Here is a 21010-nt window from a genome sequence, read left to right on the forward strand (position 1 = left end):
GGCGCACGGCCAGCAGGAATATACAACTCAACGGCTAAAGTGAAGCCAGCCACTGGTCGTGACTGTACTCGAAACCAGCAAGGTTCGCGCTAGCCAGAAACCTGTCCAGTTGCGTGAGGATCGCTGATGCGTTGCCGATACCGGCGAACACTCGTGGTTCCGGCGCAGCCACTTGCATAATCCGGCTCAGGATCGCCAGTGACACAAGCGCAGGATTCGCACTCAAGCCTAACGCGGTGTTTATGGTGTCCTCATAGGTATCGAGGATTCCCTCGATCAGCGCCGCATCCTGGCTGAAATCCAGTGCGCTTTCCTGCGCCGTCGCGTGCATGAAGCAGTCTACCGAGGCCGCCGCTGGGTGAGTCAACTCGCACAGGTCGCTGTACAGCGCCTTCGCCCCGCTTGCGCCCATCGCTTCGAGCCCGGCGATGTATTGCGCATTACTGCGATTGGCGTGGTGAGGAAGGGCTTTTTCCTGTTTTGAATGCCTGCGTGCGAAGGCGTAATGAATCAGCAAGTTTTCCAAGTGCTCCAGGTCGGGAACTGGAAGGTTTCGCTGCGATTTGTGCAGGCGCAAATAGAGTAAGGGAAAGGAGTGGTGCAAGCACTGCAACAGGTACATCAGTACATCATTGGCATCTGCCGCGGCCTCCAGAAACCCTCTCAAGGATGCCGAAAAACCCAGAATATTCGCGGCGTCACGTTGTTGCTCGGTAGCTCGCATCCAGCGTACGGATCTGGCGAGGGAGGTGATGCAGGCCAGATGGCAGCGCTCCAGTATCCCCATCAGATACACATCGACATAGTCCTCTGCCTGTTCATGGCTAAGTTCCTCTACCGGGACCGCGGGTTCGATGTAATGGGCGAAGTAGCGCTGGCCTTGGGCGTGCCTCTGCAACTCTTCGATCAGCTTGGTATAGACAGAAAACCTGAGGCGTGCTCGAGGTTGCGGTGGACCATCGACGGTCATGGCAGCTTGCTCCGAAGGCAGTGGTTCACATGCGGTTTGGAGGGTGCGAAGCCCGCTGCTTGGCGAGCTTCACACGGCAATCAGCCCTTGGCCGCCATCGCCGTCACTTCCACGCGCATCCCTTCGAACGCCAGCGCCGCCACGCCCACTGCCGCGCGCACCGGCCATGGCTTGCTGAAGAAGCGCTGATAGACCTCGTTGAACGCGGCGCGGTCGGCCATGTCGGTGAGGTAGATGGTCAGGTGCAGCACCCGGTCCATCGAGCTGCCCGCGCGCTCCAGGGCGACTTTCAGCGCCTGCAGGGTGCATTCGCACTGGGTGGTGATGTCGCCGAGTTCCAGGCTGCCATCGGCGCGCACCGGGATCTGGGTACTGACCAGGATGCCGTTGTACTCGGCGACGTCCGAGGAAATCGAGTCGGTGTCCGGGTCGGGGGTGTAGATGATGTCGTTATTGGCCATGGGGGCTCGCCTTGCAACCGAAGGAAAGCGCCAAGCCTACTTGAGCGCGCCGGGCAGGTCGAGGCGGGTGCTGGTCGCGGGCATTTGAAATGCACGGCCAGGCCCGGCAGAATCGCGCCCCGACCCGGCCGTAGGCGCCGGGGCCAGGTTGTGAGAGAGGCAGCAGTTGAACCAACACAGATTGTCCGCGCGCCTTGAGCGCGTGGCGGCCCATGTACCGGCGGGCGCGCGCCTGGCCGATATCGGCTCGGACCACGGCTACCTGCCGGTGGCGCTGGTGCGCCGTGGGGCGATCAGCGCCGCGGTGGCTGGCGAGGTGGCATTGACGCCGTTTCTTTCGGCGCAGCGCACCGTGCGTGAGAACGGCCTCCAGGCGCAGGTCAGCGTGCGTCACGCCGATGGCCTGGCGGCGATCGCGGCGCAGGATGGCATCACCGCGGTCAGTGTCTGCGGCATGGGCGGCGAGACCATCCGCGCCATCCTCGAGGCGGGCAAGGCGTATCTCAGCGGCCAGGAGCGCCTGATCCTGCAGCCCAACGGCGGCGAGCAGGCGCTGCGTCAGTGGTTGATGGATAACGGCTATCGGATCTTGGTCGAGGAAGTGCTGCGCGAGAACCGTTTCGACTACGAGATCATCGTTGCCGAACGCAGCGAGGCGGTGAGCTATAGCGCCGAGCAGCTGTATTTCGGCCCGTTGCTGATGGAGGCGCGCAGCCCGGCGTTCCTGGTGAAATGGCGGCGCATGCTGCGCCAGAAGCAGCAGACCCTGGAAAACTTCGCCCGGGCACGGCAGGCGGTACCGGAGGAGAAAGTACGTGAGATGACCCAGCAGGCCCGCTGGATCAGCGAGCTGCTGGGCTGATTGCTGCGCGCGACACCCCGCTAACCATAGGAACCAGGCTGGCCGGAGCCTAAGGCGATCACCGCGGATTCGCCAGTGCCGCCGGCACCTTGAGCACCAGCAAGCCTCCCAGCATGATCGCCACCGCCAGCACCTGCAGGGCCAGCCCCGGGCTGCCGGCGGTATCGCGCATCCAACCGATCAGGTAAGGCGCCAGGAACGCCGCGATGCTGCCGAACGAACTGATCATGGCAATCCCGGTGGCCTGGGCAGCGCCCGCCAGGAACGCCGGCGGCAGTTGCCAGAACATCGGCAGGGCCGCGCTGGCGCCCATGCCGGCGACCACCAGCCCAGCCATCACCAGCACTGGGCTAGCTGGCACCAGGCCCGCCAGGGCGATGCCGGCGGCGGCCATCAGCAGCGGCACGCACAGGTGCCAACGACGTTCAGCCAGGCGATCGGACGAGCGCCCGCAGGCCAGCATGAACAGGCAGCCGGCCAGGTAGGGCATGGCACTGAGCAGGCCGACCTGGCCGTCGCTGCCGATACCGGCGCCATGGATCAGGCTGGGCATCCAGAACGCCAGGGTGTTGACCGCCAGCATCACCGCGAAATACACCGCCACCAGCAACCACACATGGGCATCGCTGAACAGCCCGCGCCAGGAGGTGACCGGTTTGCGGCGCTGCTCGCCGGCCATTTCCGTGCGCAGGGCATGCTTTTGCGCGGTGCTCAGCCAGCTCACCTGCTCGAAGCTGTCCGGCAGGGCCTTGAGCACCAACAGGCCCAGCAGGACCACCGGCAAGCCCTCGATCAAGAACATCCACTGCCAGCCGCGCAGCGCGCCGTGGTCATGGAAGGCCTGGAGGATAGCGCCGGACAGCGGCCCGCCGAGCACCCCGGCCAGCGGCACGGCGATGGCGAACAGCGCGGTCACCTGGGCCCGGCGTCGGGCCGGGTACCAGCGGTTGAGCACCACCAGGATGCCGGGGAAGAAGCCCGCTTCGGCCACCCCCAGCAAAAAACGCAGGGCATAGAACCCGGTGGCGCCCTCGACGCTCATCATGGCGCTGGACAGCAGCCCCCAGGTGATCATCAGCGTGGCGATCCAGCGGCGCGGCCCGACCCGTTCCAGGGCCAGGTTGCTGGGCACGCCGAATAGCGCGTAGGCGATGAAGAACAGCCCGGCGCCAAAGCCGTAGACCGTGTCGGAAAAGCCTAGGTCGGCGCTCATCTGCATCTTGGCGAAGCCGATGTTGATGCGGTCCAGGTGGGCGAACAGGTAGCACACCAGCAATAGCGGCATCAGCCGCCAGGTAACACGGGCATGGGCGCTGGACGAGGCGAGCGCGCGGGGCGCGGCGGAGGTATCGGTCGGGTTCATGGTCCGGGCTGTTCTTGTTGTTGTCCCGGAAGATCATGCGGTGCGGCGAGGGCAGGGCAAATGCACTTTCAGCACGTTGGCTGGTATTTTTCCCGCGGCTCACTGCTGCGAGCAGTTGCCCATTTCGCGGTAGTCGACTTCGCGGGTCTGGCCCTGGCGGTCGATGTAGACCATGTGCGCGGTGCCGAGCTGGCAACTGGCGGCGTTGCTCGCCGGGGTGATCGAGATGACCTTGGCCACGTCGAGCGGCATGCCGTATTCGTAGGCTTGCGCTTCGGTGGCGGCAAAGGCGCCGAACGAAGCCAGCGAAGTGCAAAGGGCGATGAAGGCGAGTGAAGATTTCATGAGCAGCTCCTGTTTATGAAACATGCCTCATGATCCATTCATTTACGTTTCACAATAAATGGGCTATCCCGTGATAGATTCATGCCCATTATGTATGAATGAGGCATCAGCTCATGGATATGCTGCATGCAATGCGCACATTCGCCCGGGTCGTGGAATGCGGCAGCTTCGCGGCGGCGGCCACGGCCCTGGACATCTCGGCGGCGCAGGTGTCGCGGATCGTTGCCGAACTGGAGAACCAGTTGCAGACCCGCCTGCTGCATCGCACCACCCGACGCCTGCGCATGAGCGAGGCGGGCGAGCGCTTCCTGGAACGTGCCCGCCAGATCATGTTGCTCACCGAAGAAGCCATGGACGAGGCCCGTGGTGCCCACCTGACTCCGCGTGGGCGCTTGCGCATCCATTGCACCCACGGCCTGGGGTTGTTGATGATGCCCCTGGTGGCGCGCTACAACGCGACCTGCCCGGAAGTGGTCATGGAGCTGACCCTGTCCCAGCGCAACCCCGACCCGCTGGCCGAAGGACATGATGTGGTGATCGCCATCGGCCAGGGCCTGCCGGACTCGCAACTGATCGCCATCCCCTTGGGCAGCATCCACAGCATTCTGTGCGCCTCGCCTGACTACCTCGAGCGCCAGGGCGTGCCACGGCGCCCTGAAGACCTGCACGGGCATGTCTGCCTGCGCACGGTCGACCCGTTGTTCGAGGAGGACTGGTCGTTCGAGGGTAACCCGCAGGAGTGCGTGATCGTGCCGCAGGACACCTTCCTGACCAACGTCGCCGACGCGATGCTCAAGGCCACGGAGCTGGGCATGGGGATCGGGCTGCTGCCTTATTATTCGGCGAGCCTGGCGATGGAAGAAGGCCGCCTGCTGCGTTTGTTGGCCCCGCACCGTCTACGCCAGCGCGAGATCTATGCGATCTACCCGTCGCGGCATTACCTGGATGCCAAGGTGCGCACCTGGCTGGATTATCTCAAGGCACAGTTGCCGTTGCTGTTCGCCGAGCACGAGCGGGTGGTGGAGCAGGCGCGATATTGGCGTTGAACGGCCTGATTGGCGGCCCTGCCGGCAGGCGCCAACCTTGCTGGCGAATCACGCGCCCCGGTGCCTGGCACCGAGGGCGCCGCTGGTTCGCCGGCAAGGCCAGCTCCTACGGCAATTGCCTCAAACCTTAGCGGCTGTCCTGGTCCTCGGCGGTACCTCCCGATGCCCCAGCGCCACTGCCGGTTGCCTCGCCGGTGCTATTGGAGCCGCCAGCGGCCCCGTCGGCGGCATCCGCACCGCTGCCGGTATCGTTGCTGTCATTGCTCCGGCCGCCGCCGGGAGCGTTCACGCTGCCATCCTCGCCGGCAGTCTTGCCCTTGGGCTGATCCCCCGATGAATGTTCACTGTGGCTAGAACCACCGTGCATATCGGTGGCGGCGAAGCTGGCGGTCGAGGCCAGGCCCATGGCCAGGGCCAGCAGGACGGCGAGGGGGCGGTTACGGACCATGATGCGTCTCCTGTCGGATGAACTGTCATGGCTTTGGCCGCCGATGCGGCGCCGGGGTGCCGGCGGCGCGACGACCGGTCATGAGCAGGGCCGCGCAGCGGCCCTTGGCGGGCTCAGCCGAGGTCGGCCCGAGCGCTCGGGGGCGCGGCCTGCATCGCATCCAGGGTCGGATGCTCTTGGGCCGCGTGCATCAGGTCCTCGGTGACCCGCAGTTCGGCACCGGTCGGCGAGAAGGTCGCCGTCGGCGCGAACGGTGCCGGGTGCTCCGGGGCCGGGCGTTTGCCACGGCGCCACAGGAAGAACCCGACCATGGCCAGGTTGATCACCGCGAAGGCCCAGAACAGCCCGACCTCGCCGTAGGAGGTCATCATCGGCGAAATGGCCAGCGGCGCCAGTGCCGAACCCAGTGAGTTGATCAGCAGCAGGCCCTGGATCATCGGTACCAGCGCATCGGCCGGGGCGCGATCGGCGGCGCTGCTGACCGCCACCGGGTACAGCGCGAACACACCGCCGCCGAGCAGGAACAGCAGGGCCGGCAGCAGCACGGTGTCGGTCGGCAGCAGCACGATCAGCAGCGACAGCACGGTACACAGCGCCGCCAGGGCGATCAGCACGGTCTGCCGGTCCTTGCGGTCGGACCAGCGGCCCACCGGGTATTGCAACAGCATGGCACCGAGGATCACCCAGGCCATCATCCCGCCGACCTCGCCCACATCCATGCCGATGCGCTGCAAGTACAGCGGCAGCAGGGTGTAGATCGCGGCAATGGCCACGCCGGAGCCAAAGCAGCCGACCAGCCCGGTCGGCGCCACGCCCAACAGTTGGCGCGGCTTGAGCGGCTCGACCTGGTCCAGCAGCGGCGATACCCGCGGCAGGATCACGATCGGCAGCACCGACAGCGTGGCCAGCATGCCGGCGAGCATGAACGGCGCGGTATCGCCCAGCCGGGTGATCTCGCCGAGGCCGGCCTGGGCGATCACTCCGGCGCCGTAGAAGGCGATCATGTACAGCGCCAGCAGACGACCGCGGATCTTGGCGTCGCCGGCCAGCAGCAACCAGCTCTCGATGACCAGGAACACGCCGACGGCGGCCCAGCCGTTGATCAGGCGCAGCACCGACCACCAGATGGTGTCGTAGAACAGCCCCTGCAGCAGGATGGTCGCACCGATCAACGCGGCGAAGCTGCTGTAGGCGCGGATATGGCCGATGCGCAGGATCAACCGGTCGTTGAACACCGCGCCCAGGGTCAGGCCGATGAAGTAGGTCGAGGAGACGATACCGATGGTGGTTGCCGATTCGCCGGCGGCGCCCAGGCGCAGGGTGGTCAGGGACGACAGGAAGCCATTGCCCAGGGCAATGATGAACAAGCCGAGCAGGGGAGCCAGCGCCATCGCCAGCAAACGCGCAGACATACGTACCTCAAGTTGGAACACGCGGATGTACGCCGTGTCGGCGTGCGAGCGCTGCGCTTGGGCAGGAGGCGCAAGGCCGGGGGCGACGGGAAAAGGAGGCGGGATTTTACGGTGTGTGGCGGATTTGCCAAGGGGGAGGTGCCTGCGACGAGAGGCCGCAGCGGTGTTTGTCCTGGCATTTACAGCGCCTGGGGCACCGAGCGCCGCCCGCACGGACGGCACTCGGTGCCCCAGATGCAGCCTGATTCGCGGCAAACACCCCTATTTCAATTGACCAGCAACCGCTCATGCACCCAGCCCTGTTCGGTCAGCACCATGCCGCGGGTTTCCTCCAAGGGTTGGCCAGCGCTGGCCACCGCCTGGCCAAGCCCGGCGATGCCCGCCTGCACCGCGCGATCGGCGGCCCAGCTCGGCAGGTCGGTCACCCGGTAGCTATAGGTGACCTGTGCCTGGGTGCGTCCCTGGCGCTCGCTGGGTTCACTGAAGCCCTTGATGGCGGTGACCTCGGCCTTGCCAAAGCACAACCCACCCAGGCTGCCAGCCTTGTTCCGGCGCACCTCGGGCTTGTAGTAGCGGCGGCCCTCGTCGGTGAGCTCGTAGGCATAGTAGATATCGGTGCGCGCCGGTTGCCAAAGGCGCTCGGGGACTTCGGTGCGGCTGATCTCGCGTTCGCTGACCACACCGACCTGGGCCAGCGCATGCAGGGCCTGGTTGGTTCCCTCGACATCGAAGTCGCGGGTGCGGGTAGGAAAAGCGCTGATCACGAAACAGTAGGGGTACTGGGTATCGAGGTAGGCCTGGGCGGCCTGGCGCAGGTCGGCTTCGTTGGGCTGCTGGCCCTCCGAGCAGCCGGCCAAGGTGGCCAGCAGTGCCAGCACTATGAGCTTCCTGTCCATCGTAAGGCTTCCTTGAATGTACGACGCCAGGATTAAAACCCGTGCCCCAGAGCCCCCGCAATCATGGCAAGACGACATATCGGCGAGGTTGTGCGGCGCTTGGCAAAGAACGCTGGCATCGCGACTGCTGCTTGCCCGGCAATATGCCTGTGCTCATCCATACTCTTCTGATCCGCCCCGGTTGCACCGGGGCCCGTCAACGAGGAGCAGGCGATGACCAAGGCCGGGGGCAGCAAACGCAAGCGCGACAACGGGTCGGAAAAGCTCGGACGCAAGCCCTACGAGGCGCAGCTCAAACGCCTGCACGTGGAGCTGGTCAAACTCCAGCAGTGGGTGTTGGCCAAGGGCCTTAAGGTATGCATCGTCTTCGAGGGCCGCGACGGTGCCGGCAAGGGCGGGACGATCAAGGCCATCACCGAACGGGTCAGCCCGCGGGTGTTCCGCGTGGTGGCGCTGCCAGCGCCCACCGAGCGGGAAAAGACCCAGATGTACGCCCAGCGCTACCTGACCCACCTGCCGGCCGCCGGCGAGGTGGTGATCTTCGACCGTAGTTGGTACAACCGCGCCGGGGTCGAGCGGGTGATGGGTTTTTGCAGCGACGAGCAGGCGCGCAAGTTCCTCACCGTGGTGCCGATGTTCGAGCGGATGATGGTCGAGTCGGGGATCATCCTCATCAAGTATTGGCTCGAAGTCAGCGCCGAGGAGCAGACCCGGCGCCTGCAGGACCGTATCAACGACGGACGCAAGCTGTGGAAGCTGTCACCCATGGACGTCAAGTCCTATACCCGCTGGGACGACTACACCCGCGCCCGCGACGACATGTTCGCCGCCTCCGATTCATCCTGGGCCCCCTGGTACATGGCGCGCTCGGAAGACAAGCGCAAGGCGCGGCTGAACATCATCAGCCACCTGTTGCAGCAGATCCCCTACAAGGACCTGCGCGGCGAACACACAGTGGTGCTGCCCAAGCGCGGCAAGATCGGTAAATACAAGGCCCAGCCTTATCCGTTCAAGATGGTTGCCGAGTGCTTTTGACTCCGGAGGGCAGCATGCACGACAGCACTTTCAGGCCCGCTGTCGATGCGACAGGTGGGAACGCTGGTTGCCCGGCCTGCGGGCGCTGGCGATCCGTTCACGGCCATCATCCTGGTCAGCGCCATGGCCCTGGTGTCGGGGCTTACCTGCGTCGCGGTCGGTGCTGCTGCGCCAGGGCTTCATCACCGAACTTCTGTGCAAGCCGATCTGCTAAGGCTTTATGAACGGCATAGTCCTGACCGTGCTGAGCAGCCAAACGTCGAAGTTGTTCGGTATCCTGCATCGATGTCACCTTCGCCGACCTGCGAGTGGAGCTTAAGCGAGCCCTGCGCGGCGCGGGTGTCGAGTTGCGCATTGCCGATTTTACTGGACAATGCCCCCTTCTGTTTGATCGCAAGGATCAAAGCCCCCGAGTAAGTTGTATCAACGAGGAAAACGATGCTGACCGCAATATTGCATGGGAAGGCAGGGCGAGTGGGGCTGGATGGACAATCGTTGAGCTGGCGCGAAGTATTCCGCCGACGTGAGGATTTGCTCAGCGCCGTTTTGTTCGGGCGAATGCCGTACTTGTCAGATCAGGCTCAAGCACATTTCGCCACTTTGCTATTGGGGCAGGAAATCGCCCAGGCATTGGGTCCTCTGGAGGATATCGCGTTCTGGCCGAAGTTGGGCAAGGAGGGAGGTGGATTCGTTGAACCGGATGTCGTCATCGAGTACACCCAGCACAGGATTCTGGTCGAAGTGAAACCACCGGCAGGAGGAAAACAGTCACTCGCTCAATGGCGTGCCGAGCTGCAGGCTCTGTATTTACAGGATGACGACTCCAAGCAAACGGTGCTGCTCGCACTAGGGAACAATCCTGCTCGATGGAAACAGTGGGTCGCGACCTTGCAGAGCGAATACGCTGATCGCCAGCTGCGCGTGGTATGTCGGGAGTGGAAGGCGCTGCATAAGGATCTGGTGGCGCACAGCACTCGGTCCCAGGGCCGGGATGCGAGGGTGTATGACGAGTGGCTCCAGGCATTTCGCCTGTTCGGCATGAGCGTCGAGGCCTTGCCCTTCAGAGACTTGCTTGCTCCGGCGCTCAGGCTTGGCGATCTACATTGCGCACTAGATGCTCTGCGATGTTGGCCGGCGTGCCTGGATGGGCGCGGCATGGGGGTGGATATTCGCATAACGGCAGTCACAACGGATGAGGGCATGCAACCGTGACAATCACTCAAAATGAGGCAGCCGCGCTGGTCAGACAAGTTCAAGGCGCCCACCGATTGCTGGCGGGCTATTATGGTCGGCTGCTGATGACGCTGGACAGTTTGGCGGCCAAGTTTGGTGCCAATTTCTGGTATTGGAATCCGATTGATTTTGATCGTCCATGCCGCTCGTATACGTCACCTACAAGTAAATGGTCATGGGATTTTCTGCCCTTGCTCAACGCCAACCTGGTCTATACCCGCACTGACGATATCCAGCAGGTCGCGATCCAGTTCAGGGTGTTGACGGACCCATCGTTGCTCAAGGAAAACCGTCGTGGCAACAACCAGCCCGATCCAGTTTCTCTGGCAACATCGACACCGTTGCTGCGGATCTACGCCTACAGGTTAAAGGACGGCTCGCCGCAAGCGATCAAAGATGCCTGGGATGATATGTCTTACCCTAAGAGCGAACCCCTAGAAGTCTGCGACCTGTCGGAGCATGTCAGTTGCATCTGGTGGGAAAGTGACCTGGGTGATTTCATCGTATCCACCCAGGACACACTCTTGAAACTCACATCGTTCATTGCGCAGCCGCAAATACATGACGGACAGGATGGCTGAACCTCGCGTCTTGCCATACCGGGCACAAAGCTAGGCGATAAGCGCTAACGAGCAGTGATCGTGACGGCCAAGGACTATCATCGTTCGCGGGTATCGATACTCACCACCACCGACATCCCCGGCCTCAGGTGCCGGGCATCGGCCTGGTCGGCGTCGACGGTGATGCGCACCGGAATGCGCTGGGCGATCTTGACGAAGTTGCCGGTGGCGTTGTCGCCTTGCAGCAGGGCGAACTCGGAACCCGTGGCTGGCGAGATCTGTTGCACATGACCGCGTAGCTTGAGATGGTTGAGCGCATCGACGGTGAAGGTCGCCGCCTGGCCGATGCGCACGTTGGCCATCTGTGTCTCCTTCATGTTGGCGATCACCCACAGGGTGTCGGGCACCAGCGCCATCAACTGCGCGCCTGGGTTGACGTAGGCGCCCAGGCGAGTGCCGATCTGGCCGAGCTGGCCGTCGCGCGGGGCCTTGACCCGAGTGTTGTCGAGGTCGATGCGGGCCAGCTCCACGGCAGCCTTGGCGTTCTCCACCGAAGCCTCCAGGGCGGCGCGATTGACGATCACCGTTTCGCGGTCCTGGCGGGCGATCTCCAGCGCCGCCTTGGCCTGGGCCAGGCTGGCGATGGCGGCGGCCTGGCTGGCGCGGCTGAGGTCGAGTTCGCGGCGCGACACCGAGCCGTCGCTGACCAGCGCCTGGTTGCGCTGCAAGTCGGCGCGGGCCTTGTCGGCCTGGGCGGCTGCGTCGGTTATTGCCGCCTGGCGCTGGGCGATGGTGGCCTCGGCGCTATTGCGTTGCTGCAGGTTGTTGGCCAGCGCCGCCTGCTGCTGCTTGAGCTGGGCAATGGCCTGGGCCAGGCGCTGGGTGTAGATGCGGTCATCCAGGCGCACCAGTAGGTCGCCTTGCTTGACGAACTGGAAGTCGTGCACCGGCACCTCGACGATATAGCCCCCCAACTGCGGGCCGATGATCGTCACCTGGCCGCGTACCAGGGCATTCTCGGTGCTTTCGATGGCACTGCTGAACGGTGGCAGGCGCCAGGCATAGAGCACCAGCAGGATGCCAGCCAGGGCCACGGCAGCGAAGCTCAGCGACGACAGCAGGCGTACCCGCCGGGTGCGCGCCGGGCTGCTTGGCTCGCTGGGTGGCGAGCTGCCCTCCGGGGTTTCGGCGATGGCGGTTGTGGTGGTCGTTGGCGTTTCCTGGGTCATCGGGTCGGGGCACCACTGGTGGAGTTGAGGTAGCGCAGGTACAGGCTGCGGATGAAGATCCAGATCATGGTCAGGATAGCGATCACGCCGATCAGCATGAACACATCGTTGTAGGCCAGCACGTTGGCCTCGCGGGTTGCCGCGTTGGCCAGCAGGCGCATGCCCACCTCGTTGCGCAGCGCCGGGTCGACGATGACCCCGGCATAGCTGGCGCCGCCGCCCTGGATTCGCGCGCCGACCAGGGGTTCGAGGCTGCTGAGCTGCTCGACCAGGGTGCTGGAATGGAACTTCTCGCGCAGGGTCTGGAAGGTGCCCAGCAGCGCCGAGCCGATCAGCCCGCCGAGGTTGTTGCAGATACCGAACAGCACCGAAAAACTCACCAGGTTGCGCGGGTTGGCGCGCACATGGCTGATACCCAGGGCCATCGATGGGCCGAAGAAGAAAGTACTGCCGAAGGCCAGCAGGAATTGGCTCAGGTACATCTGCGCAGGGCGGGTGAGGTTGCTCGAGCTGCTGTCCATGAAGGCGCCAGTGGCCATCGCCGCCAGCGAGATGAACAGCGGCAGCACCAGGTGGGCGGGGTTGATGGTCAGGGCGCTGCTGGCCAGCCCGGCGATAGCGCCCAGCAGCATGATCGCGTAGAGCGTGCGCATCTGTTCGCTGCTCATGTTCAGCGCCTGCAGAAAACCCACCGCGCCGGTGGATTGCTCGGAGGTGACCATGCGGATCAGGATCACGCACAGGGCCAGGCGGATAATCGCGCCGCTGCCCAGCCAGCGCGTCATCAACAGGGGGTTGCTGCGGTTATGCTCGATGGCCAGCCCCGAGAAGATCAGGGTGATGGCCGCCGCCAGTGCCACGCCGATCCACGGCGCATCCAGCCACCAGTCGATGCGCCCGAGCGACAGCGCCGCGCAGAGCAGGGCGGTACCGCTGGCCATCAGCGTGAAGGTGAGGAAATCCAGCGGCTCGAAGGTCTTGAAGCGGTCGCCCGGTGGCAGCTTGAGCAGCAGCACGCAACCCAGCGCCGCCAGCGCCAGGCCCAGTTCGAACAGGTACAGCCCGCGCCATTCGGCGATCTGCAGCAGATCCTCGGAGAAGATCCGCGCCAACGGCACCGCCAGCTGGGAGGCGCCCAGGCCCAACACCATGGCCTTGAGCCGCCACTGGGCGGGGAAGGCCTGGATCATGTAGTACAACCCCAGCGAGCTGAGCGCGGCGCCGACCATGCCGTGGGCGGCGCGCACGGCGATGGCCGAGTTGAGGTCGTTGACGAACAGGTGGGCGAAGGTGACCAGGGCATAGAGCACCAGGAACACCTCGGTGAAGGCGCGCAGGCCGAACTCCTGGCGGAACTTCACCAGCAGCAGGTTCATCGACACGTTGGTCATCACGAAGGCGGCCGGCAGCCAGGCCATCTCGGCGCTGGTGGCGCCCAGGGCGCCTTGCAGGAACGGCAGGTTGGCCACCACCAACGCGTTGCCCAGGCCACCGGTGATGGCCACCAGCAGGCCGACCACGCCGAAGGCCAGGCGCTTGGCCGGTGCGTGCAGGGGCGTGGAAGGCGAACCGGGCAGGCTGGGCTTTTCGTGGGGCAGCCACTGGCGAGGGGCGAATTTATCCATCGGGTTGTCCGTTACCGCAGGTCAGCTGACTTTACGTGAGAGGCGGGGCCTTGGAAACCGCAGCTCACAGGGTGAGCGACAGGCGCATGGCGCAGCGGTTCTGCAGGCCGTGGGCGAGTTCCGCGGCGAGCACGGCTGAAAGGCGCGCGTCGAGTTGCCGGGCGGGTAGCGAGACGAAACCATAGCGCTGGTAGAACGGGGCATTCCAGGGCACCTCGGCGAAGGTGGTCAGGGTCAGGCAGCGCTGGCCGTGTTGGCGGGCGTATGCGCCGGCCTGGTCGAGCAAGCGCCGCCCCAGCCCATGGCCCTGGGCCTCGAGGCGCACCGACAGCTCGTCGATGTGCAGGGCGTCGCCTGCGACCGTCGCGCAGAGAAAACCCACCGGGGTGTCCAGTTCATCCACCGCGACCCAACTGCTGGCGGCGCTGACATACGCCAGGTGGTCGCTTTCAGCCATGACGGCGCTGTCGGCCAGCCAGGCCAGGGTCGGCAGTTGCCGGAAGGCCTGGGCGGCCGAACGCTCGAGGGCGGGCAGCAGGGCTACGTCGCGGGTGAGGGTGGGACGAATGCGCATGGTAAAGGCCTGGTTGTGAGACTTGAGGGGTAGGAGCCAGCTTGCTGGCGAACCAGGCCACAGGGTGAATGGCGCCGGCAAGGCCGACTCCTACAAAGGGCCGAGTGTGCCAGATCCTAGTGCAAGGGTGTTGCAATGTAATTGTTATAACGTAACATCCAGGCTCTTCCTTTTGCCCAGGACCGCCCCCGTGATCCGCAAGAACCCCTCCGGCCATCTCCCTGAAATCGCCGAGTCGGCCTACATCGACCACACCGCCATCATCTGCGGCAAGGTGATCATCCATGACAACGTGTTCGTCGGCCCCTACGCAGTGATCCGCGCCGACGAGGTGGACGCCAGTGGCGACATGCAGCCGATCGTCATCGGCGCCAACTCCAACATCCAGGATGGCGTGGTGATCCATTCCAAGTCCGGCGCCACGGTGCGCATCGGCCAGTACAGCTCCATTGCCCATCGCTCCATCGTGCATGGCCCCTGCGAGGTGGGCGACCGGGTGTTCATCGGTTTCAACAGCGTGCTGTTCAACTGCAAGGTCGGCGACGGCAGCGTGGTGCGGCACAACTCGGTGGTCGACGGCCGCGACCTGCCGCCGCGCTTCTACGTGCCGCCCACCGAGCACATCGGCCCGCACACCGACCTGACCAGCTACCCGCCGGTCAGCGTATCGGCTGCGGAGTTCTCCGAGGACGTGGCACGCACCAACATCGACCTGGTCCAGGGCTACAAGGCCCTGCAGAACGAGTTCTGACGATGAACAACTTGTTGGTGCGCAACGCCCGGTTGGTCAATGAGGGGCGCGAATTCGAAGCCGACCTGCTGGTGCGCAATGGCCGCATCGAGCGGATCGCCGGTAGCCTCGGCAACGTCCAGGCGGCGTTGGAGCTCGATGCCGCAGGGGCCTGGCTGTTGCCGGGGATGATCGACGACCAGGTGCATTTTCGTGAGCCGGGCGCGCCGCACAAAGGCAGCATCGCCAGCGAGTCGCGGGCGGCGGTGGCAGGTGGCATCACCAGTTTCATGGACATGCCCAACACCCAGCCCGCGACCCTGACCCTAGAGGCCCTGGCCGACAAGCAGCGGCGCGCGGCCGCCGGCTCAAGGGCCAACTACGGTTTCCACTTCGGCGTCAGCCACGACAACCTCGACACCATCGCCGCCCTCGACCCCTGCGCAGTGGCCGGGATCAAGGTGTTCATGGGCGCCTCCACCGGCAATCTGCTGGTGGACGACCCACAGGTGCTGGAGAAGCTGTTCATCTATGCGCCGACCATTGTCCTGGCTCATTGCGAGCACACCCCGAGCATCCTCGAAAACGAGGGCTGGTGGCGCAGCCGCCACGGCGAGTTCATTCCGCCGGCGGCGCACCCATTGATCCGCGACGCCGAGGTTTGCTACCGCTCATCCAGCCTGGCGGTGGAGCTGGCCCGGCGTTTCGGCACGCGCCTGCACGTGTTGCACCTGACCACCGCCCGAGAGCTTGGGTTGTTCCAGCCGGGGCCTGTGGCCGGCAAACACATCACCGCCGAAGTGTGCCTGCATCACCTGCTGTTCGACGACAGCGACTACGCCACCCTTGGGCATCTGCTCAAGTGCAACCCGGCGGTCAAGACCGGCAGCGACCGCGATGCCCTGCGTCGGGCGTTGGCCTGCGACCTGATCGACGTGATCGGCACCGACCATGCGCCGCACACTCTGGAGGAAAAGCGCCGGGTCTACACCCGTGCCCCGGCCGGACTGCCGCTGGTGCAGCATGCGCTGCCGGCAGCGCTTGAGTTGGTCAGTGAGGGGGTGTTGAGCATGCCCCAGGTGGTGCGCAAGACCAGTCACGCGGTGGCCGAGCTGTTCGCCATTCGCGAGCGGGGTTTTCTGCGCGAGGGCTACTGGGCCGACTTCGCCCTGGTCGAGCGCCTGACCACGCCGCGTCCGGCAGCCGACGACCCGGTGCTGGCGCGCTGCGGCTGGACTCCATTCCAGCAGCGCAGCTTCCACCACGTAGTGCGCAGCACGGTGGTGTCGGGGCAACTGGCCTGGCACCTGGGACGGGTGCGCGATCAGTGCCAGGGCTTGCCATTGCTGTTCGACCGCTGACAGCGTGGGGCTGCGTCGCAGCCCTGTAGGAGCGGGCTTGCCCCGCGAAAAGGCGCTTGGCGCCTGGCTTTTGGGATGTTTTCCATGACTGAAGAACAACTGCTGCAACAACCCGCCACCGCCTACATGAACGAACCGCAGCGCCAGTACTTTCGCAACCTGCTGCTGGCCCAGCGCGCAGCCTTGCAGGTACGTATCGAGCAAGATTTCCGTGCCTTGCGCGAACAGGAGGTGCACAGCGACCCTGCCGACATCGGCAGCGCCGAGCAAGAGCGGCATTGGCAACTGCGCACCCTGGAGCGGGAAAAGAAGCTGCTGGACAAGCTCGACCAGGCGCTGGAGCGCCTGGCCCGAGGGGACTACGGCTGGTGCGCCGAGACCGGCGAGCCGATCGGTCTGCGCCGCCTGTTGCTGCGACCCACCGCCACCCTGTGCATCGAGGCCAAGGAGCGCCAGGAATTGCGCGAGCGGCATGTGCGCGATGACGTCTAGTCGCTGTTCAGACCCTGGACCTGGAGCTGCCAGCGCACCGAGCTGACGCCTTTCTCCAGGCTTACCCGGCCGACCAGGCGCTCCAGCTGGGTCGGCGCCTGCGGCGTGCCGAGCAGTTCGGCGCGCACTTCCAGGCGCGCAGGGTCGGCCAGGTCCTCGCTGTGCAGCGACTGTAGGCGTAGCCCTGGGTCGCTCAGGCTGTGCAGCATCAGGCTGCGCACCTGGATCTCGTCTTCGGCGCGGCAAACGATGCGCACTTCAAAGCGCTGCTCCACCTCGCTGGCCGGCAGCACTTCCTGGCGGTCCAGGCGCTGGGCCAGGTCGCGCAGAAGGATATTCGCGCACAGCACCACCAGGCTGCCCAGGCTGGCCTCGAGCAGCAGGCCGAGGCTGCACAGTACGCCGATCGCGGCGGTGCACCAGAGAGTGGCGGCGGTGTTCAGGCCGCGCACGTTGAAGCCGTCGCGCATGATCACGCCGCCGCCAAGAAAACCGATGCCCGACACCACATAGGCGGCGATGCGCGAGGCATCGGTGGGGGCCATGCCCGGCACCGCCTGGGTCATCAGCACGAACAGGCAGGCGCCGGTGCTGACCAGCGCGTTGGTGCGCAGGCCGGTCAGGCGTTGGCGCAGTTGACGCTCGGCGCCGATCAGCGCGCCGAGCAGCAGGGCCACGCTGACGCGCAGCAGAAAGACTTTCCAATCCATAGCGAACCTCGTTCCACGGGTGAATACCCGTTCAGGCGCCGGTCCAAAGGCGGCGCGATTGAAAGCAACGAATGCGCAGGACCACCGACCCGGCCCGTCAGCGGGCAAGGTATGAGGAAACAGGGGGAAGAACCGGCCGCCAAGGGCCGGGGAACCACCGTCTACCGTGTGCGGCGAGACAGTGGCAGGGACGCTGCCGGACTAGCTCGCCGTGTGGGCCTGTCGCAATCGACTGGGGCTACTGTCCAATGCAGGGGTCTCCTGTGAGGGGATGCTTGAGTGCGCGGCGGACCATACGCCTCGACCTGCTCGGGGTCAAGGCGTGGCGCATGACGATTGTGTTACGCCAGGCGCTGGCAGACGTAGGCCTGGGTCTGGTAGGGGAAGGCGATGCTGTCACGGCCCTTGAGGTCCGGGTGGCTATCGATCAAGGCCTGCAACTGGCCCATGACCTTGTCTTGTTCGGCCTGGGGCAGGGCGGCGATGAAGCTCACCGAGCGCAGGCGTTCGAGAATCACCGTTTGCGGGCTGCCGACGTGGGCGTGGGGCAGGGTGGTCAACTGCGGTGCACTGAACCAACGGCCATCGAAGGCATCGCGCCAGCGCCCGGTATGGAAACGGGGTGTGTCACCTTCGTAGGGGGTGATGATCGCGGTGATGCGCGCCACCCAGTCCACCGACTCGTCGCGCACGTTCCACACCATGCCCAGGCGGCCACCGGAGGCCAGCACCCGGTGCATCTCGGCCAGGGCGGCGCTGTCGGCGAACCAGTGAAAGGCCTGGGCGCACACCACCACCTGCTGGCTGGCGTCGGCCACCGGGATGTGCTGGGCGGTACCGTCGAGCACCGGCACCTGCGCCAGGTGCTCGGTGAACTGCGCGCGCATCGCCGCCACCGGCTCGACGGCCGTCAACCGCGGCGCAAGGGTACTGAGCAGACGGGTGAACTTGCCGGTGCCGGCGCCCAGGTCCAGCACCGCTGTGCCGTTGGCAATGCCCAAGGTGTGGCGCAGCCAGTCCTGCAAGGCGGCGGGATAGTCCGGCCGGCCTTGCTCGTAGTTGCCCGAGTAGCGGGTGTAGCCGGTGCTGGCTGCTGCGTGTACATCCTTCATGGAAAACCCCTCCGAATGACCTGCCGGCAATGTTACCCTTGCCGCTTTCGTTGCCAACCCCCGGATCGTCTGATGTTGTTCAATCTCGCCGTGCTGTTCGGCACCCTGGTGGCCATGGAGGGCGTCGGCACGCTGGCCCACAAGTACGTCATGCATGGCTGGGGCTGGTGGTTGCACCGTTCGCACCATGAGCCGCAGCTGGGCATGCTGGAGACCAACGACCTGTACCTGGTTGCCCTGGGCCTTGTCGCCTTGGCCCTGGTGGCGCTGGGCAAGGCCGGGCATGCGCCGCTGCAGTGGGTCGGCGCAGGGGTGGCAGGGTATGGCGTGGCCTATGTGCTGGCCCACGATGGTTTTTTCCACCGGCACTGGCCGCGGGCGCCGAAACCGGTCAATCGCTACCTCAAGCGCCTGTACCGTGCGCACCGCCTGCACCATGCGGTGAAGGGGCGCCAGGGCTGCGTGTCGTTCGGGTTCTTCTATGCGCCGCCGCTGCGCGTGCTGAAGCGGCAGTTGAAGCAGCGGCGCGGCTGAGGCGCACGTTTACCGGCGGCGGGCCTGGTTCGCCAGCAAGGCTGGCGTCTAGGGTGCCGGCGGCAGTGGGGCGACCACTTCCGCGGCGCGCTGCCCGCGGCTGACCCACCAGCCGAACCCCGCCGCGGTGAAGAACATGATCAAGCTGTAGATTGCCGCCGGCACCGCCATGGTGGCGTTGTTCAGCAGCGAAGGGCTAAGCGCCAGGGCGATGGCCAGGGTGCCGTTGTGGATGCCGATCTCCATGCCGATGGCAATTGCCTGGCGCTTGGGAATGCGCAACAGCCGTGGCAGCCAGTAGCCCACCCCCAGGCTGAGCAGGTTGAACAGCAACGCTGCGCCGCCAACGATCGGCGCGTACTCGACCACCGTCTGCCAGTCCTTGGCCAGCGCCAGGACAATGGTGAAGGCCAGGAACAGCGCCGCCACCAGTTTCATGGGTTTCTCCATGCGCGCGGCGAAGCCCGGTGCCCAGTGCCGTATCAGCATGCCCAGCGCCACTGGCAACAGGACGATGGCGAACACCTGCATGACCTTGGCAAATTGCAGCGGGATGGCCTGGTCGGAGGCCATGAACCAGGTCAGCGACAGGTTCACCAACAACGGCATGGTGAGGATGGCGATCAGCGAGTTGACCGCGGTCAGGGTGATGTTCAGCGCCACATCACCATGGGCCAGGTGGCTGAACAGGTTGGCGGTGGTGCCGCCCGGCGAGGCGGCCAGCAGCATAAGGCCCACCGCCAGCGCCGATTCCAGGCCGAAACCGTTGGCAATCAGAAAGCACACCAGCGGCAGCAGCAGGATCTGGCACGCCAGGCCGACTACCACCGGCTTGGGGTACTTCACTACCCGGGCGAAGTCGGCCAGGGTCAGCGACAGGCCCAGGCCAAGCATGATGATGCCCAGGGCCAGGGGCAGGATGGCGGTCAGCAGGGGCGAGGCGGTCATGGGCGGGTTCTCGGGCGAAGGATTTTTCGAGTGTAGGCGGCGCCTGAACGATAGCTAATTGCAATGCGCGAGCTTTGGTAACCGTTTATTACCAAGGCTGTGCGCCCGCGTCGCGTTGCGGTCAGGCGCCTGGCGCAGTAGCATTCGCGCTTTTGCCGAGGATTCGCCCGTCATGCCGTTCCAGCAAGGTCTGCTTGCCACCCCGGTGCCGGCCCATGCCCGCCACCTGTTTTTTGCCCTGGATTCGCACGAGGCCCTGCCGGGGGTACTCGACCAGTTGATCACCCAGGTCGACGGCCAGAATCTGATCCTCGCTATCGGCGCGCCCCTGGTCAAAGCCTTGGGCCGTGAAGTGCCGGGGCTGCGCAGTTTCCCGCAACTGGACGCGGTGGTGGAGAACCCGGCGACCCAGCACGCCCTGTGGCTGTGGCTGCGTGGTGACGAGCGCGGCGAGCTGTTCCTGCGCGCCGAAGCCTTGCGCCAGTTGCTGGCCCCGGCGTTGCGCCTGGTCGATAGCGTCGACGGCTTCCTGCATCGCGGTGGCCACGACCTGACCGGTTATGAAGACGGCACCGAGAACCCGGTGGACGAAGACGCCGTGGCCGCCGCCATCGTGCCTGGCGATGTGCCGGGCCTGGCCGGCTCCAGCTTCGCCGCTTTCCAGCTGTGGAAGCATGACCTGAACTACTTCAAGTCGCTGCCTCAGGCCGAGCAGGACAACATCATCGGTCGTCGCCTGAGCGACAACGAAGAGCTCGACGACGCGCCGGCATCGGCCCACGTCAAGCGTACCGCCCAGGAGAGCTTCGAGCCCGAGGCGTTCGTGGTACGCCGTTCGCTGGCCTGGGCCGACGAGCGCGGCGCGGGCCTGGCATTCGTTGCCCTGGGCTTCTCGCTGGACGCCTTCGAAGTGCAGCTGCGGCGCATGAGCGGGCTGGAAGATGGCGTGATCGACGGCTTGTACCGCTTCAGCCGGCCGTTGAGCGGCGGCTACTACTGGTGCCCGCCACTGGCTGCTGACGGCGCCGACCTGAGCTTGCTGCTGGGCTGAACCCAGCAATGGC

24 protein-coding genes are annotated in these 21010 nt (G+C 65.2%); 10 read left to right on the forward strand and 14 right to left on the reverse strand.

What is annotated here, in order from left to right; genetic code table 11:
• Nucleotides 1-34: 34 nt before the first annotated feature.
• Nucleotides 35-970 carry a hypothetical protein gene (locus tag ACODS5_RS09880; protein WP_489108524.1) on the reverse strand — a complete coding sequence of 312 codons (936 nt, stop codon included), beginning with the start codon at nucleotides 968-970 and terminating at the stop codon, nucleotides 35-37.
• A gap of 80 nt (nucleotides 971-1050) precedes the next feature.
• Nucleotides 1051-1431, reverse strand: coding sequence for a RidA family protein (locus ACODS5_RS09885; protein ID WP_134690517.1), 381 nt, complete (start codon nucleotides 1429-1431; stop codon nucleotides 1051-1053).
• A gap of 166 nt (nucleotides 1432-1597) precedes the next feature.
• Between ACODS5_RS09885 and ACODS5_RS09890 the strand changes: the two genes are divergently transcribed.
• On the forward strand, nucleotides 1598-2293 hold the full coding sequence (locus tag ACODS5_RS09890; protein ID WP_489108525.1) for a tRNA (adenine(22)-N(1))-methyltransferase: 696 nt from the start codon (nucleotides 1598-1600) through the stop codon (nucleotides 2291-2293).
• A 58-nt stretch (nucleotides 2294-2351) separates the two neighbouring features.
• On the opposite strand, the gene ACODS5_RS09895 is transcribed toward ACODS5_RS09890, so the two are convergent.
• Nucleotides 2352-3656 (reverse strand): MFS transporter, encoded by a 1305-nt coding sequence (locus tag ACODS5_RS09895; protein ID WP_134690521.1) that lies wholly within the window; start codon nucleotides 3654-3656, stop codon nucleotides 2352-2354.
• 99 nt (nucleotides 3657-3755) lie between these two features.
• Entirely contained in the window at nucleotides 3756-4001 is a 246-nt protein-coding gene (locus ACODS5_RS09900) for a DUF2790 domain-containing protein (RefSeq protein ID WP_489108526.1), read from the reverse strand.
• Nucleotides 4002-4114: 113 nt separating this feature from the next.
• Here ACODS5_RS09900 and ACODS5_RS09905 point away from each other — a divergent pair, with 113 nt between their 5' ends.
• A complete protein-coding gene (locus tag ACODS5_RS09905) occupies nucleotides 4115-5047 on the forward strand; it encodes a LysR family transcriptional regulator (RefSeq protein WP_134690525.1) in 933 nt (310 codons plus the stop codon).
• 127 nt (nucleotides 5048-5174) lie between these two features.
• Here ACODS5_RS09905 and ACODS5_RS09910 read toward each other — a convergent pair whose 3' ends face one another.
• From ACODS5_RS09910 to ACODS5_RS09920, 3 genes are all read right to left on the reverse strand, one after another.
• Nucleotides 5175-5495 carry a hypothetical protein gene (locus ACODS5_RS09910; RefSeq protein WP_134690527.1) on the reverse strand — a complete coding sequence of 107 codons (321 nt, stop codon included), beginning with the start codon at nucleotides 5493-5495 and terminating at the stop codon, nucleotides 5175-5177.
• Nucleotides 5496-5608: 113 nt separating this feature from the next.
• Nucleotides 5609-6907, reverse strand: a complete 1299-nt coding sequence (locus ACODS5_RS09915; protein ID WP_489108527.1) for an MFS transporter — start codon at nucleotides 6905-6907, stop codon at nucleotides 5609-5611.
• A 266-nt stretch (nucleotides 6908-7173) separates the two neighbouring features.
• The gene (locus tag ACODS5_RS09920; RefSeq protein WP_489108528.1) at nucleotides 7174-7803 is read right to left on the reverse strand and encodes a hypothetical protein; all 630 of its coding nucleotides are present in this window, start codon (nucleotides 7801-7803) and stop codon (nucleotides 7174-7176) included.
• Nucleotides 7804-8016: 213 nt separating this feature from the next.
• On the opposite strand from ACODS5_RS09920, the gene ppk2 reads away from it, so the two are divergent.
• Nucleotides 8017-8838, forward strand: coding sequence for a polyphosphate kinase 2 (ppk2, locus tag ACODS5_RS09925; RefSeq protein WP_489108529.1), 822 nt, complete (start codon nucleotides 8017-8019; stop codon nucleotides 8836-8838).
• Nucleotides 8839-8868: 30 nt separating this feature from the next.
• Here ppk2 and ACODS5_RS09930 read toward each other — a convergent pair whose 3' ends face one another.
• Nucleotides 8869-9021, reverse strand: a complete 153-nt coding sequence (locus ACODS5_RS09930) for a hypothetical protein (RefSeq protein ID WP_489108530.1) — start codon at nucleotides 9019-9021, stop codon at nucleotides 8869-8871.
• 255 nt (nucleotides 9022-9276) lie between these two features.
• Here ACODS5_RS09930 and ACODS5_RS09935 point away from each other — a divergent pair, with 255 nt between their 5' ends.
• Both ACODS5_RS09935 and ACODS5_RS09940 read left to right on the forward strand, forming a co-directional pair.
• The gene (locus ACODS5_RS09935; RefSeq protein WP_489108531.1) at nucleotides 9277-10050 is read left to right on the forward strand and encodes a hypothetical protein; all 774 of its coding nucleotides are present in this window, start codon (nucleotides 9277-9279) and stop codon (nucleotides 10048-10050) included.
• The gene (locus ACODS5_RS09940; RefSeq protein ID WP_489108532.1) at nucleotides 10047-10652 is read left to right on the forward strand and encodes a hypothetical protein; all 606 of its coding nucleotides are present in this window, start codon (nucleotides 10047-10049) and stop codon (nucleotides 10650-10652) included. Before ACODS5_RS09935 ends, ACODS5_RS09940 begins: the two co-directional genes overlap by 4 nt.
• Nucleotides 10653-10729: 77 nt before the next feature.
• Here ACODS5_RS09940 and ACODS5_RS09945 read toward each other — a convergent pair whose 3' ends face one another.
• From ACODS5_RS09945 to ACODS5_RS09955, 3 genes are all read right to left on the reverse strand, one after another.
• A complete protein-coding gene (locus tag ACODS5_RS09945) occupies nucleotides 10730-11860 on the reverse strand; it encodes an HlyD family secretion protein (protein WP_489108533.1) in 1131 nt (376 codons plus the stop codon).
• Nucleotides 11857-13485 carry an MFS transporter gene (locus ACODS5_RS09950; RefSeq protein WP_489108534.1) on the reverse strand — a complete coding sequence of 543 codons (1629 nt, stop codon included), beginning with the start codon at nucleotides 13483-13485 and terminating at the stop codon, nucleotides 11857-11859. The genes ACODS5_RS09945 and ACODS5_RS09950 overlap by 4 nt, the downstream gene beginning before the upstream one ends.
• A gap of 64 nt (nucleotides 13486-13549) precedes the next feature.
• Nucleotides 13550-14059, reverse strand: a complete 510-nt coding sequence (locus ACODS5_RS09955) for a GNAT family N-acetyltransferase (protein ID WP_134690541.1) — start codon at nucleotides 14057-14059, stop codon at nucleotides 13550-13552.
• A 190-nt stretch (nucleotides 14060-14249) separates the two neighbouring features.
• Here ACODS5_RS09955 and ACODS5_RS09960 point away from each other — a divergent pair, with 190 nt between their 5' ends.
• The 3 genes from ACODS5_RS09960 to dksA all read left to right on the forward strand — a co-directional run bounded on the left by ACODS5_RS09960 (nucleotide 14250) and on the right by dksA (nucleotide 16642).
• On the forward strand, nucleotides 14250-14810 hold the full coding sequence (locus ACODS5_RS09960) for a gamma carbonic anhydrase family protein (RefSeq protein ID WP_489108535.1): 561 nt from the start codon (nucleotides 14250-14252) through the stop codon (nucleotides 14808-14810).
• 2 nt (nucleotides 14811-14812) lie between these two features.
• The gene (locus ACODS5_RS09965; RefSeq protein ID WP_489108536.1) at nucleotides 14813-16150 is read left to right on the forward strand and encodes a dihydroorotase; all 1338 of its coding nucleotides are present in this window, start codon (nucleotides 14813-14815) and stop codon (nucleotides 16148-16150) included.
• Nucleotides 16151-16234: 84 nt separating this feature from the next.
• The gene (gene dksA / locus ACODS5_RS09970) at nucleotides 16235-16642 is read left to right on the forward strand and encodes an RNA polymerase-binding protein DksA (RefSeq protein ID WP_134690547.1); all 408 of its coding nucleotides are present in this window, start codon (nucleotides 16235-16237) and stop codon (nucleotides 16640-16642) included.
• Here dksA and ACODS5_RS09975 read toward each other — a convergent pair.
• Nucleotides 16639-17352, reverse strand: a complete 714-nt coding sequence (locus tag ACODS5_RS09975) for an MgtC/SapB family protein (protein WP_489108537.1) — start codon at nucleotides 17350-17352, stop codon at nucleotides 16639-16641. The two genes, dksA and ACODS5_RS09975, sit on opposite strands and share 4 nt — an antisense overlap.
• Before the next feature lie 341 nt (nucleotides 17353-17693).
• On the reverse strand, nucleotides 17694-18464 hold the full coding sequence (locus tag ACODS5_RS09980; RefSeq protein ID WP_489108538.1) for a class I SAM-dependent methyltransferase: 771 nt from the start codon (nucleotides 18462-18464) through the stop codon (nucleotides 17694-17696).
• Between the two features lie 72 nt (nucleotides 18465-18536).
• Here ACODS5_RS09980 and ACODS5_RS09985 point away from each other — a divergent pair, with 72 nt between their 5' ends.
• Nucleotides 18537-18998 carry a sterol desaturase family protein gene (locus tag ACODS5_RS09985; RefSeq protein ID WP_134690552.1) on the forward strand — a complete coding sequence of 154 codons (462 nt, stop codon included), beginning with the start codon at nucleotides 18537-18539 and terminating at the stop codon, nucleotides 18996-18998.
• Between the two features lie 48 nt (nucleotides 18999-19046).
• On the opposite strand, the gene ACODS5_RS09990 is transcribed toward ACODS5_RS09985, so the two are convergent.
• Nucleotides 19047-19946 (reverse strand): bile acid:sodium symporter family protein, encoded by a 900-nt coding sequence (locus ACODS5_RS09990; RefSeq protein ID WP_134690554.1) that lies wholly within the window; start codon nucleotides 19944-19946, stop codon nucleotides 19047-19049.
• Between the two features lie 172 nt (nucleotides 19947-20118).
• On the opposite strand from ACODS5_RS09990, the gene ACODS5_RS09995 reads away from it, so the two are divergent.
• The gene (locus ACODS5_RS09995; protein WP_489108539.1) at nucleotides 20119-20997 is read left to right on the forward strand and encodes a Dyp-type peroxidase; all 879 of its coding nucleotides are present in this window, start codon (nucleotides 20119-20121) and stop codon (nucleotides 20995-20997) included.
• Nucleotides 20998-21010: the final 13 nt, after the last annotated feature.

The organism is Pseudomonas sp. FG47 (assembly GCF_057809115.1).